Consider the following 22,795-nt stretch of genomic DNA (forward strand, 5'->3'; position numbering starts at 1 on the left):
TGGGAGTGACTGCCGGACATGTCCCGCAATTCTTATATTCAGCAGAACTCTGATATCCACGCCGCTGGCGGCCTGGTCCCGATGGTTGTCGAGCAGTCCGCCCGTGGCGAGCGCGCCTATGACATCTACTCGCGCCTGCTCAAGGAACGAATCATCTTCCTGGTCGGCCCTGTAGAAGATTACATGGCCAACCTGGTTGCGGCGCAGCTGCTTTTCCTTGAAGCCGAGAACCCGGACAAGGACATCCATCTTTACATCAACTCCCCAGGCGGCTCGGTGACTGCAGGCATGTCGATCTACGACACCATGCAATTCATCAAGCCTGACGTGTCGACCATCTGCATTGGTCAGGCGTGCAGCATGGGTGCCTTCCTGTTGGCCGGTGGCGCACCGGGCAAGCGTCACTGCCTGCCTAACTCGCGCATGATGATTCACCAGCCACTGGGCGGTTTCCAGGGGCAGGCGTCGGATATCGACATTCATGCCAAGGAAATCCTCAACATCCGTCATCGTTTGAACTCGCTGCTGGCTCACCACACGGGCCAGACTCTCGAAACCATCGAGCGTGACACTGAGCGTGACAACTTCATGAGCGCCGAGCGTGCAACCGAATACGGTTTGATCGACTCTGTGTTCAGCAAGCGTCAAATGCCCGCTTAAGCAGCTCAAATGTGGGTGGTTGGGTTAACCGACCACCTGCGGGCTTGAAAAAGCCCGCAGTTGCCTTCATCTTGTGTTGCAAGCCTATCGGATTTGGATCGATCGAATGACTGACACCCGCAACGGCGAGGACAACGGCAAATTGCTCTATTGCTCCTTCTGTGGCAAAAGCCAGCATGAAGTGCGCAAATTGATTGCCGGCCCCTCGGTCTTTATCTGCGACGAATGCGTTGACCTGTGCAATGACATCATCCGTGAGGAGGTGCAGGAAGCCCAGGCCGAGAGCAGCGCGCATAAATTACCTTCGCCAAAAGAAATCAGCGGCATCCTTGATCAATACGTCATTGGTCAGGAACGTGCCAAAAAGGTTTTGGCTGTAGCGGTGTACAACCACTACAAGCGCCTTAACCAGCGTGACAAAAAGAACGACGACGTCGAACTCGGCAAGAGCAATATTTTGCTGATCGGCCCAACCGGCTCGGGTAAGACCTTGCTGGCAGAAACCTTGGCTCGTCTGCTGAATGTGCCTTTCACTATTGCTGACGCGACCACGCTGACTGAAGCTGGTTACGTGGGTGAAGACGTTGAGAACATCATTCAGAAGCTGCTGCAGAAATGCGATTACGACGTAGAGAAAGCCCAGATGGGTATTGTCTACATCGATGAAATCGACAAGATTTCGCGCAAATCTGACAACCCTTCGATTACCCGTGATGTTTCCGGTGAAGGTGTGCAGCAGGCTTTGCTCAAGCTTATCGAGGGCACCGTGGCTTCCGTTCCGCCCCAAGGTGGTCGCAAGCACCCACAGCAGGAGTTCTTGCAGGTTGATACCCGCAACATCCTGTTTATCTGTGGCGGTGCGTTCTCGGGCCTGGAGAAGGTTGTGCAGGCCCGCTCGACTCGCGGCGGCATCGGCTTCAGTGCTGAAGTGCGCAGCAAGGAAGAGGGCAAGAAGGTTGGCGAATCCCTGCGTGAAGTCGAACCTGATGATTTGGTCAAGTTTGGTCTGATCCCGGAGTTCGTGGGTCGTCTGCCTGTTCTGGCAACGCTTGATGAGCTGGACGAAACTGCTTTGATGCAGATTTTGACCGAGCCTAAAAATGCGTTGACCAAGCAGTACGCGAAGCTGTTCGAGATGGAAGGTGTTGATCTCGAGTTCCGTGCTGACGCATTGAAGGCCGTAGCCAAGCGTGCTCTGGAGCGTAAAACTGGCGCTCGTGGCCTGCGTTCGATTCTTGAAGGCGTGCTGCTCGACACAATGTACGAAATCCCCTCGCAATCCGAGGTGAGTAAAGTTGTGATCGACGAAAGCGTTATAGAAGGCAAGTCCAAGCCGTTGTTGATCTATGAAAACAACGAAGCGACTGCCAAGGTTGCACCTGACGCGTAAACGTAATGCCGGGCATTACACATTGCGTGTTAAAGAAGGGGCCTTCGGGCCCCTTTGTTTTTCCTGTCGTTCAACGCTTGTTTTTTTTCAAGACTGCCCCCATCTTGGCTTCAAGCTTACATCCATCTGATTACGGCCTTTTGGCCGCCGTAGAGGCGAAATCATGAAGACAACCATCGAATTGCCTCTCCTGCCGTTGCGTGATGTTGTTGTATATCCGCACATGGTGATCCCACTGTTCGTGGGACGCGAGAAGTCGATCGAGGCCCTTGAGGCTGCGATGACGGGCGACAAGCAGATTCTGCTGTTGGCTCAAAAGAATCCGGCTGACGACGATCCGGGCGAAGATGCGCTCTATCGCGTCGGCACCATTGCAACTGTCCTGCAACTGCTCAAGCTCCCGGACGGTACGGTCAAAGTGCTGGTCGAGGGTGAGCAGCGCGGTGCAGTTGAGCGTTTTGGCCAGGCAGATGGTTATCTGAGTGCCGAAGTCTCCTTGATTGACGAAGTGGCTGCCCCGGATCGTGAATCCGAGGTCTTCGTTCGCAGTCTGCTTTCGCAGTTCGAGCAATACGTGCAGCTGGGCAAAAAAGTCCCGGCCGAGGTTCTGTCTTCGCTTAACAGCATTGATGAGCCAAGCCGCCTGGTCGATACGATGGCCGCGCACATGGCGCTGAAAATCGAGCAGAAGCAGGAAATTCTCGAAATCATCGACTTGCAGGCCCGGGTTGAGCACGTTCTGGCACTGCTGGATGCCGAGATTGACCTGCTGCAAGTGGAAAAACGCATTCGTGGCCGTGTCAAAAAGCAAATGGAGCGCAGCCAACGCGAGTACTACCTGAATGAGCAGATGAAGGCCATTCAGAAGGAACTGGGCGATGGTGACGAAGGTCACAACGAAATCGAAGAGCTGAAAAAACGCATCGACGCTGCGGGCTTGCCTAAAGACGCAATGGCCAAGGCCCAGGCAGAGCTGAACAAGCTCAAGCAAATGTCGCCAATGTCTGCAGAAGCCACTGTAGTGCGCTCCTACATCGACTGGCTGGTGCAGGTGCCGTGGAAGGCGCAGAGCAAGGTGCGTCTGGATCTCAAGCGCGCTGAAGACATTCTGGACGCAGACCACTACGGTCTGGATGAAGTCAAAGAGCGGATCCTCGAATATCTCGCCGTGCAAAAGCGCGTGAAGAAAATTCGTGGCCCAGTTCTGTGCCTGGTCGGTCCTCCGGGCGTTGGTAAAACCTCGCTCGCCGAGTCCATTGCCCACGCAACAAACCGTAAATTCGTACGTATGGCCTTGGGTGGCGTGCGAGATGAAGCAGAAATTCGTGGTCATCGTCGTACTTACATAGGCTCGATGCCAGGAAGATTGATTCAAAAGATGACCAAGGTTGGCGTGCGCAACCCGCTGTTCCTTCTCGATGAAATCGACAAGATGGGCAGTGACATGCGCGGCGATCCGGCTTCGGCATTGCTTGAAGTACTTGATCCCGAGCAGAACCACAATTTCAATGACCATTACCTCGAGGTCGACTACGACCTGTCCGATGTGATGTTCCTGTGCACCTCCAACTCGATGAACATCCCGCCAGCGTTGCTGGACAGGATGGAAGTCATTCGTCTGCCTGGCTACACCGAAGACGAAAAAATCAATATCGCTGTCAAATACCTGGCTCCAAAGCAAATCGAAGCCAATGGCTTGAAGAAGGGCGAGCTGGCATTTGACAACGAAGCAATCCGGGACATCATCCGTTACTACACCCGCGAAGCCGGTGTACGTGGCCTTGAGCGCCAGATTGCGAAGATTTGCCGCAAGGCGGTCAAAGAGCATGCGATGGAAAAACGCTTTGCTGTTACCGTCACCCCAGAGCTGCTTGAGCACTTTTTAGGTGTAAGAAAATTCAGCTACGGCTTGGCCGAGGTTCAGGATCAAATCGGTCAAGTGACCGGTCTGGCATGGACTCAAGTGGGTGGCGAATTGCTGACCATCGAAGCGGCCGTAGTGCCCGGAAAGGGCCAGTTGATCAAGACCGGTTCGCTGGGTGACGTGATGGTAGAGTCAATCACCGCTGCGTTGACGGTGGTCCGAAGCCGTGCCAAGAGCCTGGGTATCCCGTTGGATTTCCACGAGAAACGCGATATTCACATTCACATGCCGGAAGGCGCGACGCCTAAGGATGGCCCTAGTGCAGGTGTGGGGATGTGTACTGCTCTGGTCTCGGCATTGACCCTGATTCCGGTACGCGCCGATGTTGCCATGACCGGTGAAATTACCCTTCGTGGTCAGGTACTCGCGATTGGTGGTCTGAAGGAAAAATTACTTGCTGCACACCGTGGTGGCATCAAAACTGTAATTATCCCTGAAGAAAACGTTCGTGATTTGAAGGAAATTCCTGACAACATCAAACAGGATCTTCAGATCAAACCCGTTAAATGGATTGACGAGGTCCTGCAAATTGCGCTGCAATACGCCCCGGAGCCCTTGCCGGATGTGGCTCCCGAGATTGTTGCCAAGGATGAGAAGCGAGAGTCTGACTCTAAGGAAAGAATTAGCACGCATTAATACGGATTCGCCTGATGGGCTTTCTTGACGCTTTTTAGAGCCCTTGTTATAAAGCGGCTCTATAAGTGTCCGTAAGTGCTTCAGCAGTCGTTTTGCTTTTACCAAAAAACTTTAGAAACATACTCAGATAGATATAAGGGGACTTAGAGTGAACAAGTCGGAACTGATTGATGCTATCGCTGCATCTGCTGATATCCCGAAAGCTGCAGCTGGCCGTGCGCTGGACGCAGTAATCGAATCCGTCACTGGCGCTCTTAAGGCTGGCGACTCTGTGGTACTGGTTGGTTTTGGTACTTTCTCTGTAACCGATCGTCCTGCTCGTATTGGTCGTAACCCACAGACCGGTAAAACGCTGGAAATTCCTGCTGCTAAAAAACCAGGCTTCAAAGCCGGTAAAGCACTGAAAGAAGCGGTTAACTAAGTTTCTGTAACACTTTTTACCCAACCGGGTCAGGCGCACGCCAGGCTTGGCAGCGGAGCGGTAGTGCAGTCGGTGGCTACATCGTCGTGTCACGCCGGGGGTCGCGGGTTCGAGCCCGGTCCGCTCCGCCAGTTACGAGAAGGCGCATCCTCGGATGCGCCTTTCTTCTATCCGGACTCTACCCACGCTCCACGGTTGCTCATTATGCAAGACCGTTTCTGGGGGAAGCATGCTGCAAAATATCAGGGACAATTCACAAGGCTGGATTGCCAAGACCATCATCGGTGTCATCGTCGCGTTAATGGCGTTGACCGGTTTCGATGCCATTTTTCAAGCCACCTCTACCAGCCAGGATGCCGCCAAGGTTAACGGTGAAGAAGTCACTCAAGTTGAGCTGAGCCAGGCCGTCGACATGCAACGTCGTCAGTTGCTGCAGCAGCTGGGCAAGGATTTTGACTCTTCGTTGCTGGATGAAAAAATGCTGCGTGAAGCGGCCCTCAAAGGGTTGATTGATCGCAAGCTGTTGCTGCAAGGCGCTAAAGACGCGAAGTTTTCGTTCTCTGAGGCCGCTCTGGATCAAGTCATTCTGCAAACCCCTGAATTTCAGGAAGATGGCAAATTCAGCCCTGAGCGTTTCGATCAGGTGATTCGTCAACTGGGTTACGGCCGCCTTCAGTTCCGCGACATGCTGGGCCAGGAAATGTTGATTGGTCAGTTGCGTGCCGGTTTGGCAGGCAGTGGATTTGTGACCGATGAACAGGTCAATGCTTTTGCCCGTCTCGAAAAGCAGACCCGCGATTTCGCTTCTGTGAACATCAAGGCCGACCCGGCTGCGGTGAAGCTGAGCGATGACGAAGTCAAGGCTTACTACGACGAGCACGCCAAGGAGTTCATGACTCCTGATCAGGTCGTGATCGACTATATCGAGTTGAAGAAATCTTCTTTCTTTGACCAGGTGGCCGTGAAAGACGATGAACTGCAAGCCTTGTATCAAAAGGAAATCGCTAACCTGGCTGAACAACGCCGGGCTGCGCATATCCTGATTGAAGTCAACGACAAGGTCAGCGACGAGCAGGCCAAAGCCAAGATCGCCGAGATTCAGCAGCGTCTGGCCAAAGGTGAAAGCTTCGAGGCTCTGGCCAAAGAGTTTTCCCAGGATCCGGGCTCGGCTGCCAATGGTGGTGACTTGGGCTTTGCAGGGCAGGGTGTCTACGATCCTGTGTTCGAAACTGCAGTCTATGCGTTGAAGCAGGACCAGGTTTCGGAGCCGGTGCGGACCACCTTCGGTTACCACCTGATCAAGTTGCTGGGCGTCGAAGCACCTGAAGTGCCGAGCTTTGCCAGCCTGAAAGACAAGCTGACCCATGACCTGAAAACCCAGCAGGTCGAACGCCGCTTTGTGGATGCAACCAAGCAGTTGGAAGACTCTGCATTTGAAGCGTCCGATCTGGTTCAGCCTGCTCAAGAGCTGAAACTGACCGTGCATACCTCTGCGCCATTTGGTCGTGAGGGTGGTGAAGGTATCGCAGCCAACCGCGCTGTGATTCAAGCCGCATTCAGCACCGAAGTGATGGATGAAGGTGCTAACAGCACAGCTATCGAGCTCGATCCTGAGACCGTAGTCGTGTTGCGCGTCAAGGAGCACCGCAAGCCAGAGCAGTTGCCGCTGGAAGCTGTTGCCTCGAGCATCCGGGCACAACTGGTCAAAGAGCACGCAAGTGCAGCGGCCAAAACCCGCGCTGAAGAAATCATCAAGGAACTGCGCGATGGCAAACTGCCGTTGAATCAGCCAATTGATGGTCAGTCGTGGAAGGTCCAGGAAGCAGTTGCCCGTGGTCAGGAAGGTATTGATCCGGCCGTGCTGCAAGCTGTGTTCCGCATGCCCAAGCCTGTATCCAAGGACAAGCCGACATTTGGCAGTGTGACCTTGGCTGATGGCAGTGTCGTTGTATTGCGCCTGAATGGCGTCAACGACGCGGTAGCGCCGACGGAAGAAGAGAAGGCCTCGTACCGTCGCTTCCTCGCTTCACGTGTTGGCCAGCAGGACTTTGCTGCCTACCGCAAGCAGTTGGAAAACGAAGCCAAGGTTGAGCGCTACTAAGGGTTCTCCCGCTTCACTGAAAATGGCCGCTCATTGAGCGGCCATTTTTTTGCCTGTTTTCAGTGGGAGAGCGGGTTGCTCGCGATCAGGCGGCGCGATGTATCAGGCAGACTGTGTTGATGCTATCGCGAGCAAGCCCGCTCCCAAAGGCAATCGCAGTGCAAAAAAACGCCCGGTGCATTCAATGCACCGGGCGTTTTGATTGGCGGCTACAGCGAAGGGTTTACTCTTCGAGGCTGCCCATAGCGGTGGTGTTGAAGCCGCCGTCTACGTACATGATTTCACCGCTGATGCCCGACGCCAGGTCGGAGCACAGGAAGGCGCCGGCATTGCCGACCTCGTCGATGGTGACGTTACGACGCAGAGGAGTCTGCGCTTCGTTGGCCGCCAGCATTTTGCGGAAGTTCTTGATGCCCGACGCTGCCAGGGTGCGGATCGGGCCTGCCGATACGCAGTTAACGCGAGTGCCCTCAGGGCCCAGGCTGCCTGCCAGGTAACGTACGCCCGCTTCCAGGCTGGCCTTGGCCATGCCCATCACGTTGTAGTTAGGCATGGTGCGTTCTGCACCCAGGTAAGACAGGGTCAGCAGGCTGCCGTTGCGGCCTTTCATCATCGGACGACCGGCTTTGGCCAGGGCCACGAAGCTGTAGGCGCTGATGTCGTGAGCGATGCGGAAGCCTTCACGGGTGGTAGCGTCAGTGAAGTCGCCATCCAGCTGGTCGCCAGGAGCGAAACCTACGGAGTGAACGATGCAGTCCAGACCGTCCCACTTCTTGCTCAGGTCTTCGAAGACCTTGGCGATTTCTTCGTCGCTGGCAACGTCGCAAGGGAAGCACAGTTCAGGGTTTGAACCCCAACCAGCTGCGAATTCTTCAACACGACCTTTCAGCTTTTCGTTCTGATAAGTGAAAGCCAGTTCGGCGCCTTCACGATGCATGGCGGCAGCAATGCCAGAAGCGATGGACAATTTGCTAGCGACACCAACGATCAGTACGCGCTTACCGGTGAGAAAACCCATGTGTTGTTCCTCTATCAGGTTAATCGACAGCCACTGGTGCCAAAAAGGCGGCTTCCAGCAGCTGTTGTGTATATGGATGTTGCGGTGAGGCAAAGATACTTTGCGCATCACCCTGTTCGACCACTTGGCCATGCTTGACCACCATCAACTGGTGGCTCAGCGCTTTGACGACAGCCAGGTCATGGCTGATAAACAAATACGTCAGGTTGTGCCTGGTTTGAAGTGATCGCAGCAGCTCCACGACCTGGCGTTGTACTGTCCGATCCAGCGCTGAGGTTGGTTCGTCCAGTAAAATCAACTCCGGCTTCAAAACCAGGGCGCGGGCAATGGCGATTCGTTGCCGTTGTCCGCCTGAAAACTCGTGAGGGTAACGGTGCCGGGTTTCCGGATCCAGACCTACTTCTCGCAAGGCTTCAATAATTGCAATTTCCTGCTCTGCATCGGTGCCCATGCGGTGAATGCGCAACCCTTCGCCGACAATCTCGCTGACGCTCATGCGCGGGCTGAGACTGCCAAACGGATCCTGGAACACCACCTGCATTTCCCGTCGCAGCGGCCGGACTTCTTTCTGCGACAAACAGTCTAGCCGTTTGCCCTCAAAACGGATCGAACCCTTGCTGGCAATCAAACGCAAAATCGCCAGACCCAGGGTCGACTTGCCCGATCCACTTTCACCCACAATGCCCAGGGTCTGGCCCTGTGGCAGGCTGAAGTTGATTCCGTCCACTGCTTTGACGTGATCGACGGTCTTGCGCAACAGCCCTTTTTTGATCGGGAACCAGACTTTCAGGTCCTCGACTTGCAGCAATGGCGGGCCCGCAACCGTGTTGGCCGGGCCTCCACTGGGTTCTGCACTGAGCAGTTCCCGGGTGTATGGATGTTGCGGCGAACGGAACAGCTGCTCGCACGATGCTTGTTCGACGATTAAACCGCGCTGCATGACACATACTCGGTGCGCAATTCGTCGAACAAGGTTCAAATCGTGACTGATCAGTAACAGCGACATGCCCAGGCGGGCTTGCAGATCCTTGAGCAAATCGAGAATTTTAAGCTGTACCGTGACGTCCAGCGCCGTGGTGGGTTCATCGGCAATCAACAGCTCTGGCTCATTGGCCAGGGCCATTGCAATCATTACACGCTGTCTCTGGCCGCCTGAGAGCTCGTGTGGGAGGGCCTTCAGGCGCTTGTGAGGCTCTGGGATACCAACCAGATCCAGGAGCTCCAGAGTGCGCTGTGTGGCCGCCTTTCCGGTAAGCCCTTTGTGAATGCCCAGCACCTCATTGATTTGTTTTTCAATACTGTGCAGCGGGTTCAGTGAGGTCATGGGCTCCTGAAAAATCATCGCAATGCGATTGCCACGAATATGGCGCAGCTTTTTCTCGTCCAGGCTCAGCAAGTCCTGCCCGCCATAGGCAATGCTGCCGCTTGGGTGACGGGCGAGCGGGTAGGGCAATAACCTGAGGATCGAATGCGCGGTCACTGACTTCCCGGACCCGCTCTCACCGACCAGGGCCAGGGTTTCCCCGCGCTTGATATCAAAGTTGATGCCTTGCACCACACGCTGCGGTGTTTCACCGGCGATGAACTCGACGGAGAGATCGCGCACTTCGATCAGATTGTCTTGTGTCATCTCATTTCCTCGGGTCGAAGGCATCGCGAGCGGACTCGCCGATAAACACCAGCAGGCTGAGCATAATGGCCAGCACCGCGAATGCACTGATGCCCAGCCAGGGTGCTTGCAGGTTGGATTTGCCCTGAGCGACCAGTTCGCCGAGTGACGGAGCGCCTGGCGGCAGGCCGAAACCCAAAAAGTCCAGCGCGGTGAGGGTGCCAATGGCGCCGGTCAGGATAAACGGCATGAACGTCATGGTGGAGACCATGGCGTTGGGCAGAATGTGGCGGTACATGATGGCCATGTCCTGCATGCCGAGCGCGCGTGCGGCGCGCACATATTCCAGATTCCGCCCACGGAGGAATTCGGCGCGTACTACGTCGACCAGGCTCATCCAGGAGAACAGGAGCATGATTCCCAGCAACCACCAGAAGTTGGGCTGCACAAAGCTTGCGAGAATGATCAGCAGGTATAGCACGGGCAAGCCTGACCATATTTCCAGAAAGCGCTGACCGGCAAGGTCGACCCAGCCGCCATAAAAGCCCTGAAGTGCTCCGGCGATCACGCCGATGATTGAGCTCAAGACGGTCAGGGTCAGAGCGAACAGCACCGATATCCGAAAGCCGTAAATCACTCGGGCCAGTACATCGCGCCCCTGGTCATCGGTGCCTAGCCAGTTTTCCGCTGAAGGCGGCGCTGGAGCGGGCACTTTCAGGTCGTAGTTAATGCTCTGATAGCTGTACGGTATGAGCGGCCACAGCACCCAGGCGTCTTTCTTGGCCAGCAGTTCACGGATATACGGGCTTTTGTAATTGGCCTCGAGGGGGAACTCACCGCCAAAGTCAGTCTCCGGGTAGCGCTTGAGCGCCGGGAAATACAGTTCCCCGTCGTAATTGATAACCAGTGGTTTGTCATTGGCGATCAATTCGGCGTTCAGGCTGAGCCCGAACAGCACCAGAAAAACCCACAGTGACCACCAGCCACGTTTATTGGCTTTGAAGCGCGCAAAGCGGCGTCGATTCAGAGGCGATAATTTCATCTCAATGCTCCCTGCTTTCAAAGTCGATACGCGGATCAACCAGGGTGTATGAGAGGTCACCGATCAGCTTCACCACCAGCCCGACCAGCGTGAAAATAAACAGGGTGCCGAAGACCACGGGGTAATCGCGATTGATGGCCGCCTCGAAGCTCATCAGGCCCAGGCCATCCAGGGAGAAAATCACTTCAACCAGCAAGGCGCCGGTAAAGAAAATCCCGATAAACGCCGACGGGAAACCTGCGATCACCAGCAGCATGGCATTGCGGAACACATGACCATAGAGCACTCGATGGTTCGTCAGACCCTTGGCTTTGGCGGTGACCACGTACTGCTTGTTGATCTCATCGAGAAAGCTGTTTTTGGTCAGTAAGGTCATGGTGGCAAAGTTGCCAATCACCAGCGCGGTGACCGGCAACGCCAGGTGCCAGAAGTAATCGAGGATCTTGGCGCCCACGCTCAGCTCATCGAAGTTATTGGAGGTCAGGCCGCGTAACGGGAACCAGTCAAAGTAGCTGCCCCCGGCAAACAGCACGATCAGCAGGATGGCAAACAGAAAGGCGGGAATCGCATAGCCCACAATGATCAATGAACTGGTCCAGACGTCGAAATGACTTCCATGCCGCGTAGCCTTGGCGATCCCCAACGGAATCGACACCAGATACATGATCAGGGTGCTCCATAACCCCAGCGAGATTGAAACAGGCATCTTCTCCTTGATCAGGTCAATGACCTTGGCGTCTCGGAAAAAGCTCTCGCCGAAGTCCAGTTGTGCGTAGTTCTTGATCATGATCCACAAGCGTTCCGGCGCCGACTTGTCGAAGCCGTACATCTTTTCGATTTCCTTGATCAGCTCCGGGTCCAGCCCTTGGGCGCCACGATAGTTGGAGCCGGCCACCGACACCTCCGAGCCACCTCCCGCAATACGGCTGGTGGCGCCATCAAAACCTTCCAGCTTGGCGATCATCTGTTCAACCGGGCCGCCGGGCGCGGCCTGGATTATGACGAAGTTAATCAGCAGGATTCCGAATAGCGTCGGAATAATCAGCAGCAGTCGCCTGAATATATAAGCCAGCATTTAAGGCTCCAGGCTCGCGCTTGTAGGTTTAGTCGCAGTTGCAGGTTTGGTGTCAGGTTTTGCCCACCAGGTTGCCGTGCCAATGTCATATTTTGGCGTCACTTCGGGGTGGCCGATATGACTTGAGTACGCAACGCGCCAGGTTTTGATGTGCCAGTTCGGGATGACGTAGTAGCCCCATTGCAAGACACGATCCAGGGCCCGGGCATGGTTGATCAGGCTCTGGCGGGACTCGGCATTGATCAGGCCCTCGGTCAGTTGATCGATGGCCGGGTCTTTGAGGCCTATGAAGTTACGGCTGCCGGGCTTATCGATACTGAGCGATTCCCAGTATTCGCGCTGTTCGCTACCAGGTGAGCTGGACTGGGGAAAGCTGCCCACAATCATGTCGTAATCCCGCGAACGCAGACGGTTCAGGTACTGGGAGGTATCAACCCGGCGGATCTGCAAGTCGATACCCAGGTCGCTGAGGTTGCGCTTGAAAGGCAGGAGAATGCGCTCGAATTCGGTCTGTGCCAGCAGAAATTCGATTGTGACCGGCTTGCCCTGTGCATCGACCATCTTGTCGTCGACGATGCGCCAGCCTGCTTCTTGCAGCAGCTGATACGCGCGGCGTTGCTGCTCGCGAATCATGCCGCTGGCGTCAGTGACATTGGGCTTGAAGACTTCAGTGAACACCTGGTCAGGAACCTTGCCGCGCAAAGGCTCCAGAATGGCCAGTTCTTCTTCGGTGGGCGGTGCTTTGGCGGCCATTTCCGAGTTTTCGAAATAACTGCCGGTGCGTGCATAAGCGCCGCTGAACAGTTGCTTGTTGGCCCACTCGAAGTCAAACAGCAGGCTTATGGCTTCGCGCACCCGAACATCCTGGAACATGGGCTTACGCAGGTTGAAGATAAAACCCTGCATGCCTGTCGGGTTGTGATTGCGGATTTCTTCTTTTTTCAAGCGGCCCTGGGTGAACGCGGGAGCGTTGTAGGCACCGGCCCAGTTCTTGGCGCTGATTTCCAGCCAGTAATCAAATTGCCCGGCCTTGAGCGCTTCGAACGCTACGCTGTTGTCACGAAAGTAATCGACGGTAATGGTGTCGAAGTTGTACAGGCCCTTGTTGATCGGCAGGTCCTTGCCCCAGTAGTCCTTGTTGCGTTCGTAGCGGATTGAGCGTCCGGGCTTGATTTCGGTGATGGTGTAAGGCCCGCTCCCGGGAGGTACTTCCAGATTGCCCTTGCCGAATTCCCGTGTTTCCCACCAATGCTTGGGCAGAACCGGGAGTTGGCCAAGAATGAGTGGCAGCTCGCGATTTTTGTTGTGCTTGAAGGTGAATTTCACCTGCAGCGGGTTTTCCGCGATGGCCTGGTCGACATCGCTGTAATAGCCCTTGTACAGCGGTGAGCCGTTTTTCATCAGGGTATCGAAGCTGAACACAACGTCTTCGGCACGAATCGGGTGACCATCACTGAATTTTGCCTGGGGTCGCAGGTAAAAGCGCACCCAGCTGTTGTCGGGGGCTTTTTCGATTTTCTCGGCGATCAGGCCGTAGGAAGTGAAGGGTTCATCCAGGGTCTGCCGGGCCAGGGTATCGAAGGTCAGATCTATATCGTCGGCCGGAACGCCTTTATTGATAAAAGGGTTGAGGCTGTCAAAGCTGCCAAGCGAGGATTTGCGAAACGTCCCGCCCTTGGGCGCGTCCGGGTTGACGTAATCGACATGCTTGAAATTGGCCGGGTATTTCGGCGGCTCGTCATAGAGGGTCAACGCGTGTTGAGGGGCTGCCAGCGCCACGCAGGCAAAGCCGGTCAACAGTAAGCCAGCGATGGGGTTGAGCAACGTACGCAAAGGCATCATTGTTTTTTCTCCGTAGGCTTAAGCCACCACGCGCTAAGGCCCAGGGTGTAGGGCGGCGTAGTCACAAAGGCGAACCGGTTGCGGTACGCCAGGCGGTGATAGTTCAGATACCAGTTAGGAATGATGTAGTGCTGCCACAGCAGTACGCGGTCAAGCGCTCGCCCGGCCGACAATTGCTCGTCACGGTTTTGGGCGGCCAGCAAGCGTTCGAGCAATTGATCCACTATCGGGCTGGCAACGCCTGCATAGTTTTTGCTGCCCTTGACGTTGACCTGACTGGAGTGGAAGTACTGCCACTGCTCAAGGCCTGGGCTAAGGGTCTGGTCGAGGGTCATCAGGATCATGTCGAAGTCGAACTGATCCAGCCGTTGTTTGTATTGCGCGCGATCTACCGTGCGCAGTCGGGCGTCGATGCCGATGCTGGCGAGGTTTTCCACATAGGGTTGCAGGATGCGCTCAAGGTTGGGGTTGACCAGCAATATCTCGAAGCGCAGCGGCTTGCCTTCGCTGTTGAGCAGGCGTTGCCCGGACAGCTTCCAGCCGCTTTCGGCCAGTAAACCCAGCGCCTGGCGCATGGTTTCACGGGGGATGCCGCGGCCGTCGGTTTGAGGCAGGGCAAAGGTCTGGCTGAACAGTTCGGGCGGCAGTTGATTACGCCAGGGCGAAAGCATCAGCCATTCATGCCCTTGGGGAATGCCACTGGCCGAAAACTCGCTGTTGGGATAAAAACTCGACGCGCGCTTGTAGGCACCGTTGAACAGCGTTCGATTGGTCCATTCAAAGTCGAACATCAACCCCAGGGCTTCACGAACTTTGTCCTGCTCAAAGCTGGCGCGGCGGCTGTTCATGAACAGCCCCTGGGTTTGAGTCGGAATCTGGTGAGTGATTTCAGCCTTGACTACATCTCCCCGGCGGACCGCGGGGAAGTTATAGCCATTGGCCCAGTTCTTGGCCTGGTGTTCGATATAGATGTCGAATTCACGGGCTTTGAAGGCTTCGAAAGCGACGTCGCTGTCGCGGTAGAACTCCACTTCAACCCGGTCGAAATTGTATTTGCCGCGATTGACCGGCAAGTTGGCCCCCCACCAGTCTTTCACATGCTCGAAGACCAGTTGCCGACCGGGGGTAACTGTGGTGATGCGATAGGGTCCGCTGCCCAGAGGTGGTTCAAAGGTCGTGGCTTTGAAATCGCGCTTTGCCCAGTAGTGTTGGGGCAGGACTGGCAACTCGCCCAGACGCAAAATCAGCAAGGGGTTGTTCGCGCGCTTGAACACAAAGCGAATGCGTTTGGGCCCCAGGATGTCGACCCGCTGGACTTCCTGGAGATTGGTCCGGTACTGCGGATGGCCCTCTTTGAGCAACAGGTTGTAAGAGAACGCAACGTCGTAGGCAGTGATCGGCTTTCCATCGTGAAAACGGGCTTCTGGTCGTAGGTTAAATACGACCCAGCTGCGGTCTTCGTTGTATTCCACTGATTGTGCGATCAAGCCATAACTGGATGTTGGCTCATCGCCGGATGGCGCGTACTGGCCAGTGCCGGCCATCAGGGTTTCGTTGAGCTCGTTGACCCCGTATTGCAAAAAATTAGGCGTCGATACCGGGCTGGTGCCTTTGAAGGTATAGGGGTTGAGGGTGTCAAAGGTGCCGAAGGCCATGACCTTCAAGGTCCCGCCTTTAGGCGCGTCAGGGTTTACCCAATCGAAGTGGGTGAACGTGGCCGGGTACTTGAGTGTGCCGAACTGCGCATAACCGTGGCTTTCGCTCAGGGATGCGCTTGCGGGGGAGCTCAAGGCCAGGCTCATAAATAGCGTGAGGAGGGGACGCATCAAGTCAGAGATCCGATCCAGGCATTGGGCTTAGGTTTCCGTACAGTAACAGCTTGTATCTGTAGGAAAAAGGCCACTCTGGAAAGCACTGCGGGCAAGTTGTGCCCTACTTTTGTGTAGGAAACAACTTGCCCGCAACAGGGTCAGCCTTGTGCTTAACGCGGTTTGGATACTGTCAGCATCTGCCCGGGTTTGAGGGCTTTAGCGCTGTTTGGATTCCAGCGCTTGAGATGTTGCATTTCAACGTTGAAACGCTTGGCAACCATGTACAGCGAATCGCCTTTCTGGACCTTGTATTGCGTAGGTTTTCTGCCAGAAGGTTTGCGTGAGTCCTGCATGACCAGGATCTGGCCGGCCTTGAGGTTGTTGCCGCTCAGTTTGTTCCAGTGCTGCAAGTCTTTGACATCAACCTTGTTGGCCTTGGCGATCAACGTCAGGTTGTCGCCACTTTTAACCCGGTACTTGCGGTTCAGCTGTGCGGGCTTGGTGCTCGCAATGGTGTCAAATACAGGCTTTTTAGGACGCAGGCTAACGAGTTCTTCAGGCTTGAGGTTGGAAAGGCTGGCGGTCAGCAATTGCGCTTTGGAGGTGGGTACAAGCAGGTGTTGCGGTCCGTCGGTGGTGGCACGCTGCTTATAAGCCGGGTTCAGCTGGAACATCTCGTCTTCGTCGATCTCGGCCAGGGCTGCCACGCGGGACAAATCCATGGACTGTTTGATTTCGACCATTTCGAAGTAGGGTTCGTTGGCGATCGGGTTCAGGTTGATGCCGTAGGCTTCAGGGGCCAGCACCACCTGGGACAGGGCCAGCAGTTTCGGGACGTAGTCTTTGGTTTCCTGCGGCAGTGGCAGGTTCCAGTAGTCGGTCGGCAAGCCGAGCTTTTCATTGCGCTCAATGGCCCGGCTTACGGTGCCTTCGCCGGCGTTATAAGCCGCCAGCGCCAGCAGCCAGTCACCATTGAACATGTCGTGCAGGCGGTTCAGGTAGTTCAGGGCTGCCAGGGTCGAAGCGGTGATGTCACGGCGGCCATCGTAGGCACGGGTTTGACGCAAATTGAAATAGCGGCCTGTCGAAGGAATAAATTGCCAGAGGCCGACCGCATTGGCGTGGGAATACGCCATTGGGTTGTAGGCGCTTTCGATGGCTGGCAACAGGGCCAGTTCCAGCGGCATGTTGCGCTCTTCGAGGCGTTCCACGATGTAGTGGATGTAAAGGCTGCCGCGTTCACCCGCGTTTTCGAGGAATGACGGGTTGCTGGCGAACCACAAGCGCTGCTGTTCAATGCGGGGGTTAACGTTCTGGCCGTCCTGCAACTTGAAGCCCTGGCGCATCCGCTCCCAGACATCTTGCGGGGCAACGGGGCTAGGCTTTTCGCTGAGCCAGAGCGGCTCTTGAGGGATGCGTTTGGCGATTTTAAGGCTGGCCCGTTCGGTGGTTTGCGCCGAATGATCCATGGATTGGCAGCCCGCGAGAGTGGCGGACACAGCCACCGCGATGGCTTTAACCAAGCGCGTCAATGCGTCTGAATTGATGGAGTAACCTTTAAATGACGACATTGGCTGAGGGATAGTTTCAGGAAAAAATGTCGGGGGATTCTAGAAAGCAGGGGGGGTGCGGTCAACTGTTCAGAATTTTTGTGCCAACCGCAGCCCGTTTTAGAACGTGTCTTTCCAGCTGCGCAGACTGGCAAAGACAGCACTGGGCGAGTCGTTGTCGAGGGAGTTCCACTCGTCAGCTTTTTCTTTAACAGATGTTTCATTAACCCTTAAAAAGGGATTTGTGAGTAATTCGAGGTCTATGGATGATGGCAAGCTGATGCGACCTTCGGCACGCCATTGCGTGACTTGTTCGACTCGCGCGGCAATATCCGCATTGGCGGGTTCGACCGCTTGGGCGAAGCGTAAATTGCTCAGGGTGTATTCGTGGGTGCAATACACGGCGGTGTGAGCAGGCAGCGCAGCCAGGCGGCTCAAGGAGTGGTGCATTTGTTCGGGAGTGCCTTCAAACAGTCGGCCACATCCGGCGGCGAACAGGGTGTCGCCGCAAAACAGCACGGGTCCGGCCGGGTCGCCGTGATAGTAGGCGATGTGCCCGAGCGTGTGGCCGGGTACCAGTGATACCAGGAACTCAAGGCCCAGCACGTCGATACGGTCGCCGTCGTTGAGTGCCACTTGTCGGGCCGGGATGGTCTCAAGTGCCGGGCCCCAGACCTTGCCGCCAGTGTGCTCATGCAATTGCGCAACACCCCCCACATGATCGAAGTGGTGATGGGTGACCAGAATGTCGCTCAGTACCCAGTCCGGGTGCCGGGCCAGCCAGTCCATAACAGGCGCGGCATCACCCGGATCGACCACGGCGCAGCGCTTTTGTATGGTGTCCTGTAACAGCCAGATGTAGTTGTCGTTGAAGGCGGGCAGGGCGTCGATCTGTAACATGGTGCAATTCCCAAGTGCGAAACAATGGCGCATCTTAGGACTTGTGATAGGTAGATGGCGAGTTGGAGGAGCGATGATCGATAAAGCATTGGCTCAGGCAGACCCTGAGTGGCTGGCGCTGATCAGTTCTGCGCGCGAATGGCTGTCCGGGCCCCTTGGGCAGTTGTTGCTCGAAGATGAGCAGCGTGTGCTTGAGGACGAGCTGGGGCGCTTTTTCGGCGGCTATCTGGTGCATTACGGCCCTGGCGCCGAATCCCCGCCCCAGGCTGCGCAAGTGCGCCGCAGTGTGCGTCTTGGAGCGCCTCTGCCGGGGGTTGAAATCATTTGTGAAGAGCAGGCCTGGCCGTTGTGTGAGCATGCAGCGGATGTGGTGGTGTTGCAGCACGGCCTGGATTTTTGCCTCTCGCCCCATGGTTTGTTGCGCGAAGCAGCCAGCAGCGTGCGACCCGGCGGACATTTGTTGATTGTCGGGATCAACCCCTGGAGCAGTTGGGGATTACGCCATGTGTTCGCCAAGGATGCCCTGCGCAAGGCGCGTTGCATTTCACCTTCACGCGTCGCCGACTGGCTGAATCTACTGGGCTTTGCGCTGGAGAAACGCCGCTTCGGATGCTATCGTCCGCCGCTTGCATCCAAAGCGTGGCAGAGCCGTTTTTCAGGCTGGGAGCGCAAGGCTGGCAGCTGGCAATTGGCCGGTGGCGGCTTCTATGTACTGGTCGCACGCAAAATGGTGGTGGGCTTGCGCCCGGTCAATCCTTTGCGTCGGGAACCGATGGGCAAGCTGATTCCCCTGCAGATGGCCAAGGTTAATCGGCCCCACACCGAATCTTAATTTATGTTGGGCCGGGTTAGCCCGGCTCAGGTACTGACCATTGCTGATGGTCAGGCCATAAGCAGCCTTTTCTGGATAGTTTGTAATGATCGATAGCGTTGAAATGTTCACCGATGGTGCCTGCAAGGGTAATCCTGGCCCGGGTGGCTGGGGTGCCTTGCTGGTCTGCCAGGGCGTTGAAAAAGAGCTCTGGGGCGGCGAAGCCAATACCACCAATAACCGCATGGAACTGATGGCCGCCATTCGTGGGCTTGAAGAGCTCAAGCGTCCGTGTGAAGTGTTGCTGGTGACCGACTCCCAATACGTGATGAAAGGCATCACCGAATGGATGGTCAACTGGAAAAAACGCGGATGGAAAACGGCTTCCAAGGAACCGGTGAAGAACGCCGATCTGTGGAAGTTGCTCGATGAGCAGGTCAACCGTCATACCGTGAAGTGGCAATGGGTACGCGGACACATTGGTCATCCTGGCAACGAGCGCGCTGACCAGTTGGCCAACCGTGGGGTAGATCAGGTGCGGGGAATCAAGCATGCGTAGTGTTGTACTGGATACCGAAACCACCGGTATGCCAGTCACCGACGGCCACCGCGTGATCGAGATCGGTTGCGTCGAGTTGATGGGACGTCGCTTGACCGGCAGGCATTTTCACGTGTACCTGCAGCCCGACCGCGAAAGTGACGAGGGCGCCATTGGCGTCCACGGCATTACCAATGAGTTTCTGGTGGGCAAGCCCCGTTTTGCTGAAGTGGCCGATGAGTTTTTTGAATTCATCAAGGGCGCTCAGTTGATCATTCATAACGCCGCGTTTGACGTGGGCTTTTTGAATAACGAGTTTGCCCTGATCGGGCAGACGGATCGGGCCGATCTCACTCGCCACTGCACAATCCTCGATACCCTGGCGATGGCGCGGGCCCGTCACCCGGGGCAGCGCAACAGCCTTGATGCCTTGTGCAAACGCTATGGCGTCGATAACTCGGGTCGTGAGTTACACGGCGCGTTGCTCGACTCCGAGATCCTGGCAGACGTTTATCTGACCATGACCGGTGGTCAAACCAGCCTGTCACTGGCGGGCAATGCTTCTGACGGCAATGGTTCGGGCGAAGGCTCGGGCAATCAGGCCAGTGAAATTCGCCGCTTGTCGGCAGACCGTCATCCGGGTCGGATTATTCGTGCAAGTGAAAGCGACTTGGCCGAGCATGCGGCTCGTCTTGAAGCCATTGCCAAATCGGCTGGCGCCCCTTCGTTGTGGACCCAACTCCTCGACGCCAAGGGACAGACGCTGCAATAGCCTTCGCCGACCTTGTAGTCGCTGGCGCAGGCGGGCGATGGGGTGCGCAGCAGCCCATTGTCAGCATCGACGACAAGAAAGAAGGATTTTTCATGCACCTGGTTATGAACCCCAAAGACCCTCAAGTCTCAGTACGTTTGGCTGATGAAGGCTTTGCGCCGTATGTGTGGTGCAACGATTTCAGCTTTGAGGTTCGCGCCTACGCCCGTGCCGACCGCAATAAAAAAGTCGAGCACTGGCCACTGGACCTGATCACGCCTTATCGCAAGTGCTACGGCATCGACCCTGATGAATTTGCCAGCTATCGCGGGGGCAAGGACAGTGACATTTTCATGGCCTATCTGGACAATCAGCCGGTCGGGCATGTGGTGGTGAGCACCAACTGGAATGGCTTTGCCCACGTGGATGAGCTGGCCGTGGTTGCCGGCGCCCGCCGCCATGGCGTGGCCAAATCATTGCTGGATGTGGTCAAGTTCTGGAGCCGCAAAAAAAATCTGCCGGGGATCATGCTGGAGACCCAAAACAACAACCTCGGCGCTTGCCGGTTGTATGAGCGTTGCGGGTATCAGGTGGGAGGCATCGATTATCTGCGTTATCGCGGTATTGATCCGCACACCAGCGAAGTGGCGATTTTCTGGTATCTGATTTTTGAGAACCGCGACTCACTGCCCTGAACGCCAATCTGGCGGGTGTTAAAGCACCACCAACCCCTGATCAGCCAGTAATGCCTCGGCTTTATGGCGCACGATATCGAGCAATGCCTTGAGCGCAGGTCCGGGTTGCGCGTCTTTGCGTGTCAGCCCATAGAGTGTCACCGGGATAGCCGGTGACACGGGGCACACATCCAGACCGCTGGTCTTGGCGCCTACGGCCGTGAACGGGTCGACCAAAGCCAATCCTTCCCCGGCTTCCACCAGGCTGCGCATCATCTGGTAACTCTGAACCTGAATCTGCACCACAGGCATCGGGCGCAAGGCTTGCAGTTTGCCGTCGAGCAGGCGGCTCAAAGGGTCGTGCTGCTGCAGGCCAATCATTGCCTGGCCGGCCAATTCTTGCAGCGCGATGTATTTGTGCTTGGGGGACAACCAGCCGTGAGGGGCCAAAAACTGTACTTTGCCTTGAACCAGAGGCTGGCAGTCGATCCCGGGTTGTTCCGATGACTGCAGGCTCAGGCCAAGATCGCACTCGTCCATCAACAGGCGGCGCACAATTTCGGCGCAAGGCTGGCTGCTCAAGGTGGTTGGCGTATCGGGGAAGCGGCGCCTGAGGGCACCTATGCAGTAAGGCAGAAGGGGGTGTGCCAGGGTTTCGCTGCAGGCCACACGCAAGGCTGGCTCCTGATGCTGGCGCAAGTCGTTGCCAAGCTGGCGCAGCGGCTCAAGTGCCTGATACAGCTGGTTGATGTGGGGCTGGAGCACAAGGGTGTCGCGGGTGGCTTGAAGCCGCCCGCGAACACTGGCAAACAGCATGAAGCCCAATTGCTGCTCGGCCTCTTGCAGCGTGGCGCTGAGGGTGGCCGCGGGCAATTGCAGCAACTCGGCAGCATGGCCGAGGTTGCCGGTTTGCAAGATCGCTTGTATCACTTCGATGTGGCGTAAACGCATGCGTGAAGTCCATGTCCGGCAGATGAGGTTTCAGCGTGACGAAGCCTGACCCAAGTCTCATCCTTTGACTTCCGCGATATGCCGTGGGCTGCAGGTCAGGCTGCGACAACCGGAGAAGGATCTCGAACCAGTACGACGCCCGACTGTACGAGCTCGAAGGTGTTGTCATCGTTCTTTTTGACGCGATCGCCAATGGCCAGCTTGTACGTTTTTACCGGTTGCTCGCCTGTCGCTTGTGTATCTTCAAATTCATGCACGGAATAGACGCGTCCTTCCGCATCCCTTGCATGAAATTGCCCAACGAGAACTGCCGCCATTTGTAGAGAACCTCTGGAGATAAACACCCAATTTGCGGTTCTGTAGACCGTTGATCAGTAGGGGAAGTTTAGCAATGTGAAAAAAATAGTCCTGCTACTTTACAGGCTTGCAGGCAGATAGGGTGAACTGGGGTGCAAGAAAGGCGTCCGATCATCTATAACTACTCTTCCTATAGCCACAGACTCGGGGTTTTCTATGAGCAAGGTCTACAACGTTGCGGTGTTGGTCGGCAGTCTGAGGAAAGACTCCCTCAATCGAAAAGTCGCCCTTGCTCTGGCAGAACTGTCTCCGGCAAATTTGAAACTGAATATTGTCGAAATCGGCGAACTGGCCCTCTATAACGAAGACATTGATGTCACGCCGCCTCCTGCGCCTTACAGCACGTTTCGCGATCAGATACGCCCTGCCGATGCCGTGCTGTTCGTGACCCCTGAATACAATCGCTCGGTGCCCGGCGTGTTGAAAAACGCGATAGATGTCGGTTCGCGTCCCTATGGCCAAAGTGTGTTCAGCGGCAAACCGGGTGCGGTGATCAGTGTTTCGCCGGGGGCCATTGGTGGCTTTGGGGCAAACCAGCATTTGCGCCAGTCGCTGGTTTTCCTCAATGTTCCGTGCATGCAACAGCCTGAGGCGTACCTGGGTGGTGCGGGGGATGCATTTGATGCGTCTGGCAAGCTGTCAGAAAAAACCCGACCGTTTTTGCAAAAATTCATCGACGACTTTGCCAAATGGGTCGAGCAGCAACACAAGCTCTGAGTCTTTCTCATCAAAAA

20 protein-coding genes are annotated in these 22,795 nt (G+C 55.9%); 10 read left to right on the plus strand and 10 right to left on the minus strand.

The annotated features are described in order from the left end of the window. Positions 1-18 precede the first annotated feature (18 nt). The 5 genes from clpP (at position 19) to KO536_RS13260 (ending at position 7,132) form a co-directional block, all read left to right on the plus strand. Entirely contained in the window at positions 19-660 is a 642-nt protein-coding gene (clpP, locus tag KO536_RS13240; RefSeq protein WP_016782312.1) for an ATP-dependent Clp endopeptidase proteolytic subunit ClpP, read from the plus strand. A 106-nt stretch (positions 661-766) separates the two neighbouring features. Next, positions 767-2,050: an ATP-dependent Clp protease ATP-binding subunit ClpX gene (gene clpX / locus KO536_RS13245; protein ID WP_046809721.1), complete on the plus strand. Its 1,284-nt coding sequence runs from the start codon at positions 767-769 to the stop codon at positions 2,048-2,050. A gap of 163 nt (positions 2,051-2,213) precedes the next feature. Beyond that, on the plus strand, positions 2,214-4,610 hold the full coding sequence (lon, locus tag KO536_RS13250; protein WP_133077954.1) for an endopeptidase La: 2,397 nt from the start codon (positions 2,214-2,216) through the stop codon (positions 4,608-4,610). Between the two features lie 148 nt (positions 4,611-4,758). Next, positions 4,759-5,031 (plus strand): HU family DNA-binding protein, encoded by a 273-nt coding sequence (locus KO536_RS13255; protein WP_016782315.1) that lies wholly within the window; start codon positions 4,759-4,761, stop codon positions 5,029-5,031. Positions 5,032-5,260: 229 nt separating this feature from the next. After that, positions 5,261-7,132, plus strand: coding sequence for a SurA N-terminal domain-containing protein (locus KO536_RS13260; protein WP_219262080.1), 1,872 nt, complete (start codon positions 5,261-5,263; stop codon positions 7,130-7,132). Positions 7,133-7,355: 223 nt separating this feature from the next. Here the strand turns inward: KO536_RS13260 and fabI are convergent, their stop codons facing one another. The 8 genes from fabI to gloB form a co-directional block, all read right to left on the minus strand. Beyond that, entirely contained in the window at positions 7,356-8,150 is a 795-nt protein-coding gene (gene fabI, locus KO536_RS13265) for an enoyl-ACP reductase FabI (protein ID WP_016782317.1), read from the minus strand. Between the two features lie 19 nt (positions 8,151-8,169). Next, positions 8,170-9,780 (minus strand): ABC transporter ATP-binding protein, encoded by a 1,611-nt coding sequence (locus tag KO536_RS13270; protein ID WP_133077952.1) that lies wholly within the window; start codon positions 9,778-9,780, stop codon positions 8,170-8,172. 1 nt (position 9,781) lies between these two features. After that, complete coding sequence (locus KO536_RS13275; RefSeq protein WP_133077951.1) at positions 9,782-10,801, minus strand: ABC transporter permease; 1,020 nt, start codon at positions 10,799-10,801, stop codon at positions 9,782-9,784. 1 nt (position 10,802) lies between these two features. After that, on the minus strand, positions 10,803-11,876 hold the full coding sequence (locus KO536_RS13280; protein WP_133077950.1) for a microcin C ABC transporter permease YejB: 1,074 nt from the start codon (positions 11,874-11,876) through the stop codon (positions 10,803-10,805). Further along, positions 11,877-13,718: an extracellular solute-binding protein gene (locus tag KO536_RS13285; protein ID WP_133077949.1), complete on the minus strand. Its 1,842-nt coding sequence runs from the start codon at positions 13,716-13,718 to the stop codon at positions 11,877-11,879. It lies immediately after the preceding gene. Further along, positions 13,715-15,544: an extracellular solute-binding protein gene (locus KO536_RS13290; RefSeq protein WP_219262081.1), complete on the minus strand. Its 1,830-nt coding sequence runs from the start codon at positions 15,542-15,544 to the stop codon at positions 13,715-13,717. Before KO536_RS13290 ends, KO536_RS13285 begins: the two co-directional genes overlap by 4 nt. A 155-nt stretch (positions 15,545-15,699) precedes the next feature. After that, positions 15,700-17,100, minus strand: a complete 1,401-nt coding sequence (locus KO536_RS13295; protein WP_219262082.1) for a lytic transglycosylase domain-containing protein — start codon at positions 17,098-17,100, stop codon at positions 15,700-15,702. Positions 17,101-17,199: 99 nt separating this feature from the next. Continuing rightward, a complete protein-coding gene (gene gloB / locus KO536_RS13300) occupies positions 17,200-17,979 on the minus strand; it encodes a hydroxyacylglutathione hydrolase (RefSeq protein ID WP_219262083.1) in 780 nt (259 codons plus the stop codon). A 73-nt stretch (positions 17,980-18,052) separates the two neighbouring features. Between gloB and KO536_RS13305 the strand changes: the two genes are divergently transcribed. The 4 genes from KO536_RS13305 to KO536_RS13320 all read left to right on the plus strand — a co-directional run bounded on the left by KO536_RS13305 (position 18,053) and on the right by KO536_RS13320 (position 20,774). After that, entirely contained in the window at positions 18,053-18,811 is a 759-nt protein-coding gene (locus KO536_RS13305; protein WP_133077945.1) for a class I SAM-dependent methyltransferase, read from the plus strand. Positions 18,812-18,896: 85 nt separating this feature from the next. Further along, on the plus strand, positions 18,897-19,349 hold the full coding sequence (gene rnhA / locus KO536_RS13310; RefSeq protein WP_133077944.1) for a ribonuclease HI: 453 nt from the start codon (positions 18,897-18,899) through the stop codon (positions 19,347-19,349). Next, positions 19,342-20,100: a DNA polymerase III subunit epsilon gene (dnaQ, locus tag KO536_RS13315; RefSeq protein WP_133077943.1), complete on the plus strand. Its 759-nt coding sequence runs from the start codon at positions 19,342-19,344 to the stop codon at positions 20,098-20,100. Before rnhA ends, dnaQ begins: the two co-directional genes overlap by 8 nt. 92 nt (positions 20,101-20,192) lie before the next feature. Further along, positions 20,193-20,774 (plus strand): GNAT family N-acetyltransferase, encoded by a 582-nt coding sequence (locus tag KO536_RS13320; protein ID WP_219262084.1) that lies wholly within the window; start codon positions 20,193-20,195, stop codon positions 20,772-20,774. 18 nt (positions 20,775-20,792) lie between these two features. Here the strand turns inward: KO536_RS13320 and KO536_RS13325 are convergent, their stop codons facing one another. Then, positions 20,793-21,704 carry a LysR family transcriptional regulator gene (locus tag KO536_RS13325; RefSeq protein WP_219262085.1) on the minus strand — a complete coding sequence of 304 codons (912 nt, stop codon included), beginning with the start codon at positions 21,702-21,704 and terminating at the stop codon, positions 20,793-20,795. Between the two features lie 95 nt (positions 21,705-21,799). Continuing rightward, positions 21,800-22,021 (minus strand): hypothetical protein, encoded by a 222-nt coding sequence (locus tag KO536_RS13330; RefSeq protein WP_133077940.1) that lies wholly within the window; start codon positions 22,019-22,021, stop codon positions 21,800-21,802. A 196-nt stretch (positions 22,022-22,217) separates the two neighbouring features. Between KO536_RS13330 and KO536_RS13335 the strand changes: the two genes are divergently transcribed. Continuing rightward, positions 22,218-22,778: an NADPH-dependent FMN reductase gene (locus KO536_RS13335; RefSeq protein ID WP_133077939.1), complete on the plus strand. Its 561-nt coding sequence runs from the start codon at positions 22,218-22,220 to the stop codon at positions 22,776-22,778. Positions 22,779-22,795: the final 17 nt, after the last annotated feature.

It is taken from the genome of Pseudomonas sp. NKUCC02_KPG, assembly GCF_019345465.1.
GTDB lineage: Bacteria > Pseudomonadota > Gammaproteobacteria > Pseudomonadales > Pseudomonadaceae > Aquipseudomonas.

Bases quoted from the DNA above. Each gene is read 5' to 3' on its own strand.
- clpP (WP_016782312.1), top strand. From the start codon at position 19: ATGTCCCGCAATTCTTATATTCAGCAGAACTCTGATATCCACGCCGCT.
- clpX (WP_046809721.1), top strand. From the start codon at position 767: ATGACTGACACCCGCAACGGCGAGGACAACGGCAAATTGCTCTATTGC.
- lon (WP_133077954.1), top strand. From the start codon at position 2,214: ATGAAGACAACCATCGAATTGCCTCTCCTGCCGTTGCGTGATGTTGTT.
- KO536_RS13260 (WP_219262080.1), top strand. From the start codon at position 5,261: ATGCTGCAAAATATCAGGGACAATTCACAAGGCTGGATTGCCAAGACC.
- fabI (WP_016782317.1), bottom strand. From the start codon at position 8,150: ATGGGTTTTCTCACCGGTAAGCGCGTACTGATCGTTGGTGTCGCTAGC.
- KO536_RS13270 (WP_133077952.1), bottom strand. From the start codon at position 9,780: ATGACACAAGACAATCTGATCGAAGTGCGCGATCTCTCCGTCGAGTTC.
- KO536_RS13275 (WP_133077951.1), bottom strand. From the start codon at position 10,801: ATGAAATTATCGCCTCTGAATCGACGCCGCTTTGCGCGCTTCAAAGCC.
- KO536_RS13280 (WP_133077950.1), bottom strand. From the start codon at position 11,876: ATGCTGGCTTATATATTCAGGCGACTGCTGCTGATTATTCCGACGCTA.
- KO536_RS13285 (WP_133077949.1), bottom strand. From the start codon at position 13,718: ATGATGCCTTTGCGTACGTTGCTCAACCCCATCGCTGGCTTACTGTTG.
- KO536_RS13290 (WP_219262081.1), bottom strand. From the start codon at position 15,544: ATGCGTCCCCTCCTCACGCTATTTATGAGCCTGGCCTTGAGCTCCCCC.
- KO536_RS13295 (WP_219262082.1), bottom strand. From the start codon at position 17,100: ATGTCGTCATTTAAAGGTTACTCCATCAATTCAGACGCATTGACGCGC.
- gloB (WP_219262083.1), bottom strand. From the start codon at position 17,979: ATGTTACAGATCGACGCCCTGCCCGCCTTCAACGACAACTACATCTGG.
- KO536_RS13305 (WP_133077945.1), top strand. From the start codon at position 18,053: ATGATCGATAAAGCATTGGCTCAGGCAGACCCTGAGTGGCTGGCGCTG.
- rnhA (WP_133077944.1), top strand. From the start codon at position 18,897: ATGATCGATAGCGTTGAAATGTTCACCGATGGTGCCTGCAAGGGTAAT.
- dnaQ (WP_133077943.1), top strand. From the start codon at position 19,342: ATGCGTAGTGTTGTACTGGATACCGAAACCACCGGTATGCCAGTCACC.
- KO536_RS13320 (WP_219262084.1), top strand. From the start codon at position 20,193: ATGCACCTGGTTATGAACCCCAAAGACCCTCAAGTCTCAGTACGTTTG.
- KO536_RS13325 (WP_219262085.1), bottom strand. From the start codon at position 21,704: ATGCGTTTACGCCACATCGAAGTGATACAAGCGATCTTGCAAACCGGC.
- KO536_RS13330 (WP_133077940.1), bottom strand. From the start codon at position 22,021: ATGGCGGCAGTTCTCGTTGGGCAATTTCATGCAAGGGATGCGGAAGGA.
- KO536_RS13335 (WP_133077939.1), top strand. From the start codon at position 22,218: ATGAGCAAGGTCTACAACGTTGCGGTGTTGGTCGGCAGTCTGAGGAAA.